The following is a 13,516-nucleotide window of genomic DNA, read 5'->3' on the forward strand; positions in this document are numbered from 1 at the left end:
CTGGACGCTAGACCGGTTGCGCGGCCTCCGCCAAGGCCCGCCGCGCCGCCCGCGCCCGGAACAGGGCCGCCGCCGCGAACACTCCGGCCCCCAGCCAAATAAAGGCGAACGACACGGCCCTCAGCGGCGTGAACAGCTCACCCGTCGCCAGCCCGACGCCGAACTGCAGCGTCGGGGCCAGGAACTGGATGAAGCCCATGGTCGACAACGGCATGCGTCGGGCGGCGAAGGCGAACATCGCCAGCGGCAACACCGTCGCCGGCCCGTTCAGCAAGGCCCAGCCGAAGCCCTCCGCCGTCGCGAAGCCGTGCCCCAGACCCTGAATCTGCAGCCACAGCACGAAGGCGAGGCCGAACGGGACCAGCAGCAGGCATTCGATGAACAGCCCCGCCTGAGCGTCCACCGGCACCCGTTTCTTGATCACCCCGTAGGCGCCGAAGCTCAGGGCGATGGCGATGGAGATCCACGGCGGCCGGCCCAGGGCCAGGGCCTGGAGCAGCACGCCGACGGCGGCCATGCCGATGGCGACCCAGCCCCATCTGTCGATCTTCTCGCGGAACAGCCACAGCCCCACCATCATGTTGAGCAGCGGGTTGATATAGTAGCCGAGGCTGGCTTCCAGCGTCGCATGGTGGGTCGTGGCCCAGACGTAGAGGCCCCAGTTGATCGCGATCAGCACCGTCGCCAGCGCCAGCCAGGCCAGGGTCTTCGGCTGGCCCAGCACGGCCCGGACCTGTTTCGACTGGCCGGCCAGCAGAACCAGCGCTCCCGCGAACAGCACCGACCACAGGGCCCGGTGCGACAGGATTTCCGGCGCCGAGAAGCCGATCGCCGCCTGCCCCATGAACAGCAGGGGCATGAACCCCCACATGATGTAGCAGCCCACCGCCGACAGGAAGGCGGCCCGGGTCGGGGCAGGCGTCGGGGTCGCCAAGACCCTAGACCGTCAGCGAGCGATACCCGCTTTTCGGCTTGATCGTGCCCGTCTCGTCCAGAAGCTGGGCGATCTGGACGGCGTTCAGGGCCGCGCCCTTGCGCAGGTTGTCCGACACGACCCAGAAGACCAGGCCGTTCTCGACGGTGTGATCCTTGCGGATGCGCGAGACATAGACGGCGTGCTCGCCGGCCGCGTCGACGGGCGTGATGTAGCCGTCGTGCTCCTGCTTATCGATCACCTGCACGCCCGGCGCTTCGCGCAGGATGGCGCGCGCCTCGTCGGGGCTGATCGGCCGGTCGAACTCGACCGTCACGGCCTCGGAGTGACCCACGAAGACCGGCACGCGGACGCAGGTGACCGTCAGCTTGATCGACGGATCCAGCATCTTGTGGGTTTCGTCCCACATCTTCTGCTCTTCGTCGGTGTAGCCGTCCTCGTTGAACGACCCGATGTAGGGGATGACGTTGAAGGCGATCTGCTTGGGGAATTTCTTCGGCGTGGCGTCGCCCAGGCCATAGATGGCCTTGGTCTGGTTCCACAGCTCGTCCATGCCTTCCTTGCCGGCGCCCGAGACCGATTGATAGGTCGAGACCACCACCCGCTTGGCCTTGGCCGCGTCGTGCAGAGGCTTCAGCGCGACCACCAGCTGGGCCGTCGAGCAGTTCGGGTTGGCGATGATGTTTTTCTTGGTGGCCAGCTTGATCGCGTCTGGGTTCACCTCGGGCACGATCAGGGGCACGTCCGGGTCCTTGCGGAAGGCGGAGGAGTTGTCGATCACGATCGGGCCCATCTTGCCGATCTTCTCGGACCATTCCTTGGACACCGCGCCGCCGGCCGACATCAGGACGATGTCCACCTTGGAGAAGTCGAAGGTGTCGATGACCTCGCACTTGATGGTCTTGTCGCCCCAGGCGACCTCGATCCCCTTGGATTTTCGCGAGGCGACCGCGTGCATCTCGTCCACCGGAAACTGCAGTTCCTCGAGGATGGTCAGCATCTCGCGCCCGACATTGCCGGTGGCGCCCACGATAGCGACGGAATAGCCCATTCTTGTCAGTCCTTCGGACGCGCTAACGCTCGCGACGCGGTCGCTTGCTGCTTGAGCGCGGTATGGGGGAGTTGGAGGGCGGAACCCTCAGCTTCGCATTTAGGCGTTCGCGCCTGCGAAGCAACCGCTTTTCAGGCCGGGACCGGCCGTTTAAGCCCCGTTGCATGCCGTCACACATCGCCCGTGCTTATGCCGAACGTCTGAAGTCGGGCGTTCTGACCGCCGATCCGGCCCAGAAATCCGCCATCGACGCCCTGTCCCGTCTGGAGAAGGACCTCGGCAAACGCGGCCTGTTCGGAAGCACGCCCGAGGTGCGCGGCCTCTACCTCTGGGGTCCGCCGGGGCGGGGCAAGTCCATCCTGATGGATCTCTTCTTCGCCGGTGTGCCGGAGCCACGAAAGACCCGCGCCCATTTCCACGCCTTCATGGCTCGGGTCCACGACCTGATCCGCCAGTGGCGCGAAGGCGACAAGAAGGCCCGCCAGGCCGTCTTCGGCACGCACAAGGGCGACGACCCCATCGAACCCGTCGCGGCCCTGATCGCGTCCGAAGCCCGCCTGCTGTGCTTCGACGAGCTTCAGGTCACCGATATCGCCGACGCCATGATCCTGGGCCGGCTGTTCGACGCCCTGTTCGAGCGCAAGGTCGTGGTCTGCATCACCTCCAACCGCGCGCCGGACGCCCTCTACAAGGACGGCATCAATCAGCCCCTGTTCGTCCCCTTCATCGAGCGCATTAAGGACCGGTGCCAGGTCGTCGAACTGTCGGGAGGGCGTGACTGGCGCCGCGACCGGATCAAGGCGACCCGCGTCTGGTACGTCATCCCCGACCTCGGCGAAGGCGGGGCTCGCCGCACCGGCTTCGACGTCCTGTGGGACGCCCTTCGGGGCGACATGCCGGAATGCCCGACGCGTCTGAAGGTGCTGGGCCGCGACGTGGTGATCGAGACGACGGCCGGCTGCATGGCCCGCGCCACCTTCGCCGACCTGTGCGAACAGCCTCTGGGCCCCCAGGACTATCTGGCGATCGCCGAGCGGTTCCACACACTGTTCCTCGACGACATCCCCCTCCTGGGTCCCGAGAACCGCCAGGCGGCCCGGCGGTTCGTCACCCTGATCGACGCCCTTTACGAGGCCAAGACCCGCCTGATCGCCATCGCGGCGGGCCTGCCCGAGGACCTCTATCCCAAGGGCGACGGCGCGTTCGAGTTCGAGCGCACGGTGTCCCGCCTGAACGAGATGTCGTCGCAGGACTGGCTGGACAAGGCCGAACATCGGGACTGAGCTTTGGAACCGGGCGCCGCCTTCGGTTCGCCGCAAAACCGTCTAGGCTGAGCCGATCAACGGAACCCGCCCATGAAACTCGCCGCCACCCTCGCCGTCTGCCTTTTGATTTCGACCCCGGCGCTGGCCCAAACGGCGCCCGCCGCGCCCGCCGCGCCCGCGCGCTGGAGCGGGCTGACGGTGGCCGAGATCACCGGCCGCCTGACCGCCGCCGGCCTGATCGTCGCCCCGCCCCAGATGAACAACGACCGCGTCTATCTGCGCGTCACCGACGGCGCGCTGCGCTGGGTCGCGACCCTGTTCTCCTGCACGGACGGCGCCTGCCCCGACGTTCAGTTCACCGCCGCCTTCTCCGGGACCAACGCCACGCCGGACATCATCTCGCGCTGGAACGGCAGCCGCCGTTTCGTGAAGGCATTCTACGCGGAGCCGGAGGCCGCAGGCGCCGAGGGTCAGGCCGTGGCCCAGTACGACGTCCTGCTTAGCCGGGGCGCTGGCCCCGAACAGCTCGACGACCCCATCCAGGTCTGGCGCAGCCTGTCCGCAGATCTCGGCCGCACGGTGACGACGGAACAGCCCGCGACGGCCACGCCTCCGGCTCAGTAATCAGGGCAAATGAAAAGGGCCCCGGATCGCTCCGAGGCCCTTTCCAATCACGCGCTCAAGCAGCGCGCGACCGCGTCGCGCGCGTTAGCGCCGCTGGCTATGCCAGCGAAGGATCGAGATCCTTGCAGGACTGGATCAGGCCCTGGACCGAGGCGACCGACTTCTCGAACATCGCCTTCTCTTCGTCGTTGGTCGTGAACTCGACGATCTTCTCGACGCCGCCCGCGCCGATCAGGGCCGGCACGCCGACGTAGAGGTCCTTGAGACCGTATTCGCCCGACAGCCAGACGGCGCAGGGCAGGACGCGCTTCTGGTCCAGCAGGTAGGACTTGGCCATGGCGATGGCGCTCTCGGCCGGGGCGTAGAAGGCCGAGCCGGTCTTCAGCAGGGCCACGATCTCGCCGCCGCCCTTGCGGGTCCGCGTGACGATCGCGTCCAGATCGGCCTGCGACAGGAAGCCGGCCGCGACGGCGTCAGGCAGGGGCAGGCCGCCGACGGTCGAGTGGCGTACCATCGGCACCATGTCGTCGCCGTGGCCGCCCAGGGTCCAGGCGTGGATGTCCTGCACCGAGACGCCGGTCTTTTCCGACAGGAAGTAGGCGAAGCGGGCCGAGTCCAGCACGCCGGCCATGCCGACGACCTTCTCCTTCGGCAGTCCCGAGAACTTCTGCAGGGCCCAGACCATGGCGTCGAGCGGGTTGGTGATGCAGATGACGAAGGCGTTGGGCGCGTGGGCCTTGATGCCTTCACCCACGGCCTTCATGACCTTGAGGTTGATGGAGACCAGGTCGTCGCGGCTCATGCCGTCCTTGCGGGGCACGCCGGCGGTGACGATGCAGACGTCGGCGCCCGCGATGTCGGCATAGGCGTTGGCGCCCTTCAGCGAGACGTCCGAGCCGAACACGGCGGTGGCTTCGGCGATGTCGAGCGCCTTGCCCTGCGGCGTACCTTCGGCGATGTCGAACAGGATCACGTCGCCCAGGGCTTCGCGCGCGGCCACGTGGGCCAGGGTTCCGCCGATCATTCCGGCGCCGATGAGGGCGATCTTCGCGCGAGCCATGGAGTTCTCCGTTGTCGGTGGCCTACCGCGCTGAGCGGGACTTGCGGCCGGTTGCTGCAATGCGATGTGAGAAATCGTCGGCGGGCGGTCTAGACCCGGGGCGGCGGGGCTGCAAGGTTTCCGGCCTGGCAACAAAACGGAGTTCCCTCCCGATGCGTACCGTCCTCGCCGCACTGCTCCTATCCGCCGCCGCCGCAAGTCCCGCGCTGGCCCAGACACCCCCCGCCACCATCGGCCAGCAGTATGTCCCCGCCCCCTGGTGGATGCGCGATCCGGTGATCGCCTCGATCGGCCATGTCCGGGTCGAGCTTCAGGCCAATCGCGCCGGGTTCAACGCCACCTTCCAGGTCGTGGACCGCAGCGTCGCCGAGGCCTCGCGCAAGGCCGCCGATCAGGTCCGCGCCCTCTCACAGACCCTGGCCGCCTATGGGGTGGACACGGTCCGCGTCGAGACCAGCCTGACGACCCAGCCCCTCTATGACCAGTACCGCGACGAGAACGGCATCCTGCGCGACAACACCCGCGCCGACCGCATCGAACGCTATCAGGCCCAGGCCACGGTGACGCTGACCATCCGGGACGTAGGCCGGCTGGAGCGGATCTACGCCACCGTCGTCGCCTCCCAGCCCAATGCAATCAGCCAGGTCTATTTCAGCCTGGAGCCCGACAATGTCGCCAAGTCCAATCTGGCGCGCGAAGCGGTGCGGGACGCCGCCAACCGCGCCCGTTCGGCGGTCGAGGCGGCGGGCGGAAGCCTCGGCTCCGTCCGTGTGATCGATCCGACCGGCCGCGCCTGCCAGACCGACGTCCTCGCCGGATGGCCCTCCTATGGCTCGGGCCTCGGCCAGGCGACGACCGTGGACGAGGTCGTGGTGACGGGTAACCGGGTCCAGCGCGCCGCCATGGCCCCGCCGCCTCCGCCGCCTCCTCCCCCGCCGCCCGCTCCCGGACAGGCCCCCAGCGAAGCCCAGATCGAGGCCGCGCGTCTGGCGCTTCAGCCGCCGCTTCAGGTCCTGACGGATCGGGCCTGCGTGGTCTACGGCCTGAACTGATGTCCGACTTCGCCGTCGACCCGGCCTTCGCGGCCGGGTCGGTCTTCGCCGCCGACTGGCCGCTCTGTCACGTCCGGCTTCAGGACGACGCCCGCTTTCCCTGGCTGATCCTGATCCCCCGGGTCGGGGGAGCGACCGAGCTCGAGCATCTGTCGGCGGCGGATCGCGCCGTCCTGATGGAGGAGACGGTCCGCGCCGGCGCGCTGGTCCGCACTCTGGCTCAGACGGAGGGCCGCCCCATCGACAAGCTCAATGTCGGAGCCATCGGCAATGTCACGGCCCAGCTGCATGTGCATGTCATAGGCCGCCGCCGCGACGACGGCCTATGGCCCGATCCTGTCTGGGGCAGGCCGGGCGCGGTTCGCTGTGAGCCGGATGCGCTGGCGGCCCGGATCGAGGGGATCAACGAGCCAGGGTGACCGCCTGCTCGCCTCCGGCCCGGCTCAGCGTGCCGGCCCAGCCCTCGCCGCTCGGCGACAGATGGATGCGGTCGCCGGACATCTGCAGCACCAGAGCATCGCCGGAGCGATCCGCCGCCGTCAGAGGCCCGACCTCGGCGGCCGAGTCCGCCGTCCGATAGGCGCCCTCCAGCGGCCTGTCCTCGCCCTGATCCACCAGGGAGACGGTCATCAGGGTGCGCCCCTCGCCGTCCTTCAGCAGCCAGCGACCGTCAAGCGGACCCATCCGGCCGTCCATATTGCGTTCGGCATTGTCGACGCCGGCGTCATAGGCGTTGTCCGAGCGTGACGGCGCGTGCTCATAGCTGCGCGCGTAGTCCTCGACCACGACAGGAGCGGAGATGACGCGCAGTGGACGATCGCCCCCGCCGTCGCCTTCCTCGGTCACCCGGCCGAAGTTGGAGGGCGGCTCGAACGGACGCACGACCGGGGCCCGATAAATCTGGGCCGAATAGGGGATGGCCGCCGACTGCATCGGCGTCGCGGCCAGAGAAGCGAGCGCGAACAACATCATGACCCCAAGACTGTCGTCTGATGTCGGACATGACCAGTGCTTACGGCAAATACGCGAAATCGTGATCGGTTCCACATAACGCGTGAGCAGCGGAGCCATTCGTTCATGTTGCGCCGCACCGTCGCGTTGACACCCCCCTCCGGCGGTCCTTAAAGCCATCCTCAATCGCGCTTGAAGCCTGATCCCGCTTGGCTTTTTTGAGAACCATTCGCATGTCGAACTCTCCCGGCGACGCGGCCGACGACCAGACCGGTCGTTTCGTCGCTCAGCCCAATGGACGTCCCCGCCCGCTTTCGCCGCACCTGCAGACCTGGCGCTGGCACATCACCATGACGGCCTCGATCGCCTTCCGCGTCACCATCGGCGCGGCCAGCGTCGGGGCGATCTTCGTCGTCGGCTGGCTGGCCGCCGCCGCCTTCGGCCCGGACGCCTACGCGGCCTTCCTCGGCCTTGCCGCCTCGCCGCTCGGCCTGATCGTTGGCTTCGGCCTGACGGTGGTGCTGATGTCCTTCCTGCTCAACGGCGCCCGCCACCTCTACAACGACACGGGCAACGGCCTGACGATCAAGTCTGCCGACACGCTGTCGAGCATCGCCGTCTATGGCCCCATCCCCCTGGCCATCCTGTTCTGGATCGCCTTGTTCGCCACCGGAAGGGTTTCGCTGTGAGCGGTGCGGTTCAGTTCAAAAACGGCGTGAAGGTTTCCGAGCGTCACGGCGCCGGCGAGTGGACGCTGGAAAAGATCTTTCTGGCCCTGTTCATCCCCTTGGGGATCTGGCTGGTCTCGACGGCCTTCACCTTGGCCGGCGCCGACTACGACGTCGTCCTGCAGTGGTTCGCCAGCCGGCTGAACGCGGGCCTGCTGATCGCTACGGCCCTGGTCTTCTTCGGCTACGTCGCCCTGGCCTGGAAGGTGATCATCGAGGACTACATCCACCGTCCGGGCAACAAGGCCCTGCTGATCGGCCTCGTGAACCTGATCTTCCTCGTGCTGGCTGCGGCCAGCGTCTTCTTCATCGTCCGGCTGGCGCTGGGTTCTGCGCCGCTTCCGGCCGGCTTCGGGATCTGAGATGGCTGACTACACACTCGTCGACCACGAATACGACGTCGTCGTCGTCGGCGCCGGCGGCTCCGGCCTCCGCGCCGCGCTCGGCGCCGCCCAGCAGGGCCTGAAGGTCGCCTGCGTCACCAAGGTCTTCCCGACCCGCTCCCACACCGTGGCGGCGCAAGGCGGCATCTCCGCCTCGCTCGGCAATATGGGCGAGGATTCGTGGAAATGGCACATGTACGACACCGTCAAGGGGTCGGACTGGCTGGGCGACCAGGACGCCATCGAATACCTCGTCCGCGAGGCCCCCAAGGCCGTCTACGAGCTGGAACACTGGGGCGTGCCCTTCTCGCGCACCGATGAAGGCAAGATCTATCAGCGCGCCTTTGGCGGCATGACCAAGAACTACGGTGAGGGCCCGGTCCAGCGCACCTGCGCCGCCGCCGACCGCACCGGCCACGCCATCCTGCACACCCTCTACGGCCAGTCGGTCCGCCGCGAGGTCGAGTTCTTCATCGAGTATTTCGCGCTGGACCTGATCATGCAGGACGGGGCGTGCACTGGCGTCACGGCCTGGAAGCTCGACGACGGCACCCTGCATCAGTTCCGTGCCAAGCTCGTGATCCTGGCCACCGGCGGCTACGGCCGCGCCTACTTCAGCGCCACATCGGCCCACACCTGCACCGGCGACGGCAATGCCATGGTCCTGCGCGCCGGCCTGCCGCTTCAGGATATGGAGTTCGTCCAGTTCCACCCGACCGGCATCTACGGCTCGGGCTGTCTGATCACGGAGGGCGCGCGTGGCGAGGGCGGCTATCTGACCAACTCCGAAGGCGAGCGGTTCATGGAACGCTACGCCCCCTCAGCCAAGGATCTCGCCTCGCGCGACGTCGTCTCGCGCTCCATGACCATGGAGATCCGCGAAGGCCGCGGCGTGGGTCCGAAGAAGGACCACATCTTCCTCCACCTCGACCACCTGGATCCGAAGATCCTGCACGAGCGCCTGCCCGGTATTTCGGAAAGCGCCAAGATCTTCGCCGGCGTCGATGTGACCAAGGAGCCGATCCCGGTGATCCCGACCGTCCACTACAACATGGGCGGCATCCCCACGAACTATCACGGCGAGGTCCTGACCAAGGTCGGGAACAACGCCGACACCGTGGTCCCCGGCCTGATGGCCGTCGGCGAAGCGGCCTGCGTCTCGGTTCACGGCGCCAACCGACTGGGCTCGAACTCCCTGACCGACCTGGTCGTCTTCGGCCGCGCCGCCGGGCTTCGTGCCGGTGAAGTCGTCGACAAGGCCGCCCCGGTCCCCGCCGCCCCGGCCTCGGCGACCGCGTCCCACCTGGCCCGCTTCGACAAGATGCGGAACGCCTCGGGCGCCAATCCCACCGCGAAACTGCGCAACGAGATGCAGCATGCGATGCAGTCCGACGCCGCCGTCTTCCGCACCGGCGAGACTCTGGATGAAGGCGTGGCCAAGCTGCGCGACATCCACGCCCGCTCGGCGGACATCAAGGTCACCGATCGCGGCCTGATCTGGAACACCGATCTGGTCGAGGCTCTGGAATACGACAACCTGATCGACCAGGCCCTGGTCACGATCGAGAGCGCCGCCAACCGCAAGGAAAGCCGCGGCGCCCATGCCCGCGAAGACTTCCCCGACCGTCACGACGAAGAGTGGATGAAACACACTCTGGCCTGGCGCAAACCCGGCGAGGGCGTGACGATCGACTACCGCCCCGTCCACACCTACACGATGTCCGCCGACATCGAGTACATCAAGCCCAAGGCAAGGGTTTACTGAGATGGTCCAGCTTTCCCTCCCGCGCGGTTCCAAGCCCACCAAGGGCAAGGTCCACAAGGCCGCCCCCGGCGCGCAGAACGTCAAGACCTACAAGGTCTATCGCTACGACCCCAACGTCGATGCCGACCCTTCGTGGGACGTCTATGAGGTCTCGGCCGACGACCACGGCCCCATGCTGCTGGACGCCCTGATCTACATCAAGAACGAGATCGACCCGACCCTGTCGTTCCGCAAGTCGTGCCGCGAGGGCATCTGTGGTTCCTGCTCGATGAACATCGACGGCCGCAACACCCTGGCCTGCACCAAGGGCTGGGACGAATGCTCGTCCTCGACCATCGCCATCGGTCCCCTGCCGCACCAGCCGGTGGTCAAGGATCTGGTGACGGACCTCACCCTGTTCTACGCCCAGTACGACTCGATCAAACCCTACCTTCAGTCCGACGACCCGGATCCGACCACCGAGCGTCTGCAATCGCCCGAAGACCGCGCCAAGCTGGACGGTCTTTACGAGTGCATCCTGTGCGCCTGCTGCTCGACGTCGTGCCCCTCCTACTGGTGGAACCAGGAAGAGTACCTCGGCCCGGCGGCCCTGCTTCAATCCTACCGCTGGATCTCCGACAGCCGCGACGACAAGACCCAGGAACGGCTCGACGACCTCGAGGACCCGTTCAAGCTCTATCGCTGCCACACGATCATGAACTGCGCCCAGGTCTGCCCCAAGGGCTTGAACCCGGCCAAGGCCATCGCCGAGACCAAGAAGCTGATGATTGCACCGGGCCGCCAGAAGCAGGCGGCCTGAGACGCAGGCCGTGGCGGAGGTCCTTCTCTTCTCCTACGGCACGCTTCAGGATCCAGCGGTCCAACAGGCCAATTTCGGGCGTCTCCTCACCGGGACGCCCGACCGCCTGACCGGCTACGTCGTGGGTGAGATCGAGATCACCGACCCGGAGGTCATCGCCGAGAGCGGCCTGACCCACCACCTGATCCTGCATCCCAGCGGCGACCCGGCCGATACCGTCGACGGCATGGTCTTCCGCATTACCGATGACGAGCTGGCCGCCGCCGACGTCTACGAGGCCGAGGACTACCGACGGATCCTTGCGCCCCTCGGCTCGGGTCTCGAGGCCTGGGTCTATATCGCCGCCTGACCCAACCGAGCCAGACGATCTTGCCCACGCCGAAACAAGCCCCTAATCCCGGTCCATGCCCAAGATCACCTACATCGAGTACGACGGACGCGACCATGTCGTGGAGGTCAAGTCCGGCCTCTCCGTCATGGAGGGCGCGATCCGCAACAGTGTGCCGGGCATTGACGCCGACTGCGGCGGCGCCTGCGCCTGCGCCACCTGTCACGTCTATGTCGACGAGGCCTGGCGCGAGGCGACCGGCAAGCCCAGCGCCATGGAGGAGTCCATGCTCGACTTCGCCGAGGAGGTGGAGCCCAACTCGCGCCTCTCGTGCCAGATCCGCGTCTCCGATGCGCTGGACGGCCTGATCGTCCGCCTGCCCGCCAACCAGCACTGACAATGGTCAATCCACGGCTGATCCAGGCCGTGGACGACCTGATCCGCCGTCACGAACGGCCCGGCCATGTGCCTCTGATCGCCATCGCGGGCGCGCAAGGATCGGGCAAGAGCACTCTAGCCGCCGAGGCCGCCCGCATCCTGTCCTGCGTGACCCTGTCCCTCGACGACGTCTATCTGACGAAGGTCAAACGCGCCGACCTCGCCGCCCGTCTCCATCCCCTCTTCGCCGTTCGCGGCCCGCCCGGCACGCACGACCTCGCGCTGCTGCAGCTCATCCTGACGCGTTTGCGCGCCGCCGCCCCCGGCGACCGCACGTCGATCCCCACCTTCGATAAGCTCGCCGACGACCGCCGCCCGGAAACGGAGTGGCCCATCTTCGAGGGCCGCCCCCGTGCCGTCCTGCTCGAAGGCTGGTGCCTCGGCGCGACGCCCCAGAACGACCCCGACCTGTCGGACCCCATCAATGACCTCGAGCGCGACCACGACCCAGACGGCCTCTGGCGCCGCGCGGTCAACGGTTCACTGGCCACAGACTACGCCGACCTGTTCGCGACCTTCGACGCCCTCCTGTTCCTCAAGGCTCCCGATTTCGACCACGTCCTAGACTGGCGCGCCCAGCAGGAGGCGAGCTTGACCGCCGCGCCCGTCTCAGAAATCCGCCGCACCGAACTGGCCCGCTTCGTTCAGCATTTCGAACGGATTACCCGCCATATGCTGGCGGGCGGCGTCGCGGCGGACGTCGTGGTCGAACTGGACGAGGGACGTGGCATAGGGCGCGTCCTGAACCTCGGCGGCGCCTGAACCTTCCGCCGCGCGTTGAGTATCGTGGCCTTGAACCAACCCATCGACCGTCGCCTTCAACCCCGCACCTCCGCGAACGCGCGCGCCGTCCTGGTCGCGCCCGGTATCGAGATGGCCTGCCTGATCCTCGACACCTCGTCCGGCGGCCTCAAGGTCCGCACCGACCGACAGCTCGCCCTGCCGCCCCAGGTCACCATTGTGGATATCGCCGCCGGCATCGCCACCGAAGCCGACGTCGCCTGGCGCAAGGGCGTGGAGGCCGGCCTCAAGCTCAAGGGCCAGTCGTCGCTGCGCGGCCTCGTTCCGTCCCGCCTCCTCCCCGCGCGCGAGGCGTGGGTGAGAGCCGGGGGGCGCTGAACGCCTACGGATTCAACGTCCGCTCCATGAAGGCGACGATCTTCGGCCAGGCGTCCTGACGCGCGGCGGCGTTGGTCTCGGGTGTTCCGCCGCTGCGTGTCGCGTCGCGGGGGCCGCCGTCACCGACCAGATCGTGACCGGCCTCGGGATAGATCAGGGTTTCCGTCTTCCGCCCGGCCGCCTCACGCGCCGCCGTGATGGCCGTTGCCGCGGCCGCCGCATCCCATTGGGCATCCAGACCGCCGGCAATCAGGATCAGCGACCCGGCATAGGCCTCGACCGGGATCCGCGCCGCGGCCTCCTTGTCGGGATGATCGACCCGACCGTTGGCGTGGATGGCGCGCAGATCCGCCGCCGGCCCGGCCATCAGCCCCTCGACGAAGCCGCGATAGGGCATGAAGGGCAAGGGCTGGCCGTCGAACGAGAAGGAGGACCGCGTCCCCTCGGCCTCGACCATCTCCAGCCCCCAGCCCTCCCACACCACGTCGGTCGGGGCATAGGCGACGACGCTGTTGATCCAGGGATAGCGGCTGGCCGCGATCAGGGCGAACTCCGCGCCCTTCGAGGCGCCGAACAGACCGAACCGTTCGACGTCCACGCCCGCCATCGGTCGCAGGGCCTCACGCAGTTCGGACAGCTGGTCCACGCGGATGTCGATGAAGCTGCCCGGCAGGTCCGAGAACATCGGCGGCGGTCCAAAGTCGCCCCAGTTCGGCGAATAGTAGGGCAGTCCCACGGCCGCATAGCCCAGCCGCGCCAGGATCGGCCCGAACCTGCGCCCCGCCTCGTCGTTGCCGTCCGCACCGTGCAGGATCACCACCACCGGCCGCGCCTCGTCGCCCGCCAGGCTCCAGACCTTCGCGTGGGGGAAGCCATCGATCGGTCGTTCGGTGATGTCCTGGGCCTGGACGGGCGAAACGGCCCAGACGGCGGCGACGGCGCAGAAGGCGAGGATCAGGCGGCGGATCATGTGAGCTCCGGAGCTGGGGCCTGCGGCGAGAACCGCCTTGCGCCCTTCA

The 13,516-nt window shown here is 67.7% G+C and carries 17 protein-coding genes; 12 read left to right on the forward strand and 5 right to left on the reverse strand.

The window, feature by feature from the left end:
• Positions 1-7 precede the first annotated feature (7 nt).
• Entirely contained in the window at positions 8-934 is a 927-nt protein-coding gene (gene rarD, locus ACW171_RS12035) for an EamA family transporter RarD (RefSeq protein ID WP_492093551.1), read from the reverse strand.
• A gap of 4 nt (positions 935-938) precedes the next feature.
• Positions 939-1,985, reverse strand: a complete 1,047-nt coding sequence (locus tag ACW171_RS12040; RefSeq protein ID WP_492093552.1) for an aspartate-semialdehyde dehydrogenase — start codon at positions 1,983-1,985, stop codon at positions 939-941.
• A 164-nt stretch (positions 1,986-2,149) separates the two neighbouring features.
• On the opposite strand from ACW171_RS12040, the gene zapE reads away from it, so the two are divergent.
• Positions 2,150-3,268 (forward strand): cell division protein ZapE, encoded by a 1,119-nt coding sequence (gene zapE, locus ACW171_RS12045; RefSeq protein ID WP_492093553.1) that lies wholly within the window; start codon positions 2,150-2,152, stop codon positions 3,266-3,268.
• A gap of 72 nt (positions 3,269-3,340) precedes the next feature.
• A complete protein-coding gene (locus tag ACW171_RS12050) occupies positions 3,341-3,874 on the forward strand; it encodes a YbjN domain-containing protein (protein ID WP_492093554.1) in 534 nt (177 codons plus the stop codon).
• 97 nt (positions 3,875-3,971) lie between these two features.
• Here ACW171_RS12050 and mdh read toward each other — a convergent pair whose 3' ends face one another.
• Positions 3,972-4,934 carry a malate dehydrogenase gene (mdh, locus tag ACW171_RS12055; RefSeq protein WP_492093555.1) on the reverse strand — a complete coding sequence of 321 codons (963 nt, stop codon included), beginning with the start codon at positions 4,932-4,934 and terminating at the stop codon, positions 3,972-3,974.
• A gap of 152 nt (positions 4,935-5,086) precedes the next feature.
• Between mdh and ACW171_RS12060 the strand changes: the two genes are divergently transcribed.
• Both ACW171_RS12060 and ACW171_RS12065 read left to right on the forward strand, forming a co-directional pair.
• Positions 5,087-5,986 carry an SIMPL domain-containing protein gene (locus ACW171_RS12060; RefSeq protein WP_492093556.1) on the forward strand — a complete coding sequence of 300 codons (900 nt, stop codon included), beginning with the start codon at positions 5,087-5,089 and terminating at the stop codon, positions 5,984-5,986.
• Positions 5,986-6,405 carry an HIT domain-containing protein gene (locus ACW171_RS12065; RefSeq protein ID WP_492093557.1) on the forward strand — a complete coding sequence of 140 codons (420 nt, stop codon included), beginning with the start codon at positions 5,986-5,988 and terminating at the stop codon, positions 6,403-6,405. The genes ACW171_RS12060 and ACW171_RS12065 overlap by 1 nt, the downstream gene beginning before the upstream one ends.
• On the opposite strand, the gene ACW171_RS12070 is transcribed toward ACW171_RS12065, so the two are convergent.
• Entirely contained in the window at positions 6,389-6,955 is a 567-nt protein-coding gene (locus ACW171_RS12070) for a hypothetical protein (RefSeq protein ID WP_492093558.1), read from the reverse strand. The two genes, ACW171_RS12065 and ACW171_RS12070, sit on opposite strands and share 17 nt — an antisense overlap.
• A 215-nt stretch (positions 6,956-7,170) precedes the next feature.
• Here ACW171_RS12070 and sdhC point away from each other — a divergent pair, with 215 nt between their 5' ends.
• The 8 genes from sdhC to ACW171_RS12110 are packed head-to-tail and all read left to right on the forward strand — an operon-like array spanning position 7,171 to position 12,497.
• Positions 7,171-7,626, forward strand: coding sequence for a succinate dehydrogenase, cytochrome b556 subunit (sdhC, locus tag ACW171_RS12075; RefSeq protein WP_492093559.1), 456 nt, complete (start codon positions 7,171-7,173; stop codon positions 7,624-7,626).
• Positions 7,623-8,027 carry a succinate dehydrogenase, hydrophobic membrane anchor protein gene (locus ACW171_RS12080; protein WP_492093560.1) on the forward strand — a complete coding sequence of 135 codons (405 nt, stop codon included), beginning with the start codon at positions 7,623-7,625 and terminating at the stop codon, positions 8,025-8,027. The genes sdhC and ACW171_RS12080 overlap by 4 nt, the downstream gene beginning before the upstream one ends.
• Position 8,028: 1 nt before the next feature.
• Positions 8,029-9,813 carry a succinate dehydrogenase flavoprotein subunit gene (gene sdhA, locus ACW171_RS12085; RefSeq protein ID WP_492093561.1) on the forward strand — a complete coding sequence of 595 codons (1,785 nt, stop codon included), beginning with the start codon at positions 8,029-8,031 and terminating at the stop codon, positions 9,811-9,813.
• A 1-nt stretch (position 9,814) separates the two neighbouring features.
• Positions 9,815-10,612: a succinate dehydrogenase iron-sulfur subunit gene (locus ACW171_RS12090; RefSeq protein WP_492093563.1), complete on the forward strand. Its 798-nt coding sequence runs from the start codon at positions 9,815-9,817 to the stop codon at positions 10,610-10,612.
• A 10-nt stretch (positions 10,613-10,622) separates the two neighbouring features.
• Positions 10,623-10,961: a gamma-glutamylcyclotransferase family protein gene (locus ACW171_RS12095; RefSeq protein WP_492093564.1), complete on the forward strand. Its 339-nt coding sequence runs from the start codon at positions 10,623-10,625 to the stop codon at positions 10,959-10,961.
• Positions 10,962-11,016: 55 nt separating this feature from the next.
• Positions 11,017-11,337, forward strand: a complete 321-nt coding sequence (locus ACW171_RS12100) for a 2Fe-2S iron-sulfur cluster-binding protein (protein ID WP_492093566.1) — start codon at positions 11,017-11,019, stop codon at positions 11,335-11,337.
• A gap of 2 nt (positions 11,338-11,339) precedes the next feature.
• The gene (locus ACW171_RS12105; protein ID WP_492093568.1) at positions 11,340-12,140 is read left to right on the forward strand and encodes a kinase; all 801 of its coding nucleotides are present in this window, start codon (positions 11,340-11,342) and stop codon (positions 12,138-12,140) included.
• Between the two features lie 24 nt (positions 12,141-12,164).
• The gene (locus ACW171_RS12110) at positions 12,165-12,497 is read left to right on the forward strand and encodes a PilZ domain-containing protein (RefSeq protein ID WP_492093569.1); all 333 of its coding nucleotides are present in this window, start codon (positions 12,165-12,167) and stop codon (positions 12,495-12,497) included.
• 4 nt (positions 12,498-12,501) lie between these two features.
• Here the strand turns inward: ACW171_RS12110 and ACW171_RS12115 are convergent, their stop codons facing one another.
• Positions 12,502-13,467 (reverse strand): acyl-CoA thioester hydrolase/BAAT C-terminal domain-containing protein, encoded by a 966-nt coding sequence (locus ACW171_RS12115; protein ID WP_492093570.1) that lies wholly within the window; start codon positions 13,465-13,467, stop codon positions 12,502-12,504.
• Positions 13,468-13,516 lie beyond the last annotated feature (49 nt).

The organism is Brevundimonas sp. FV1ye28, assembly GCF_058681135.1.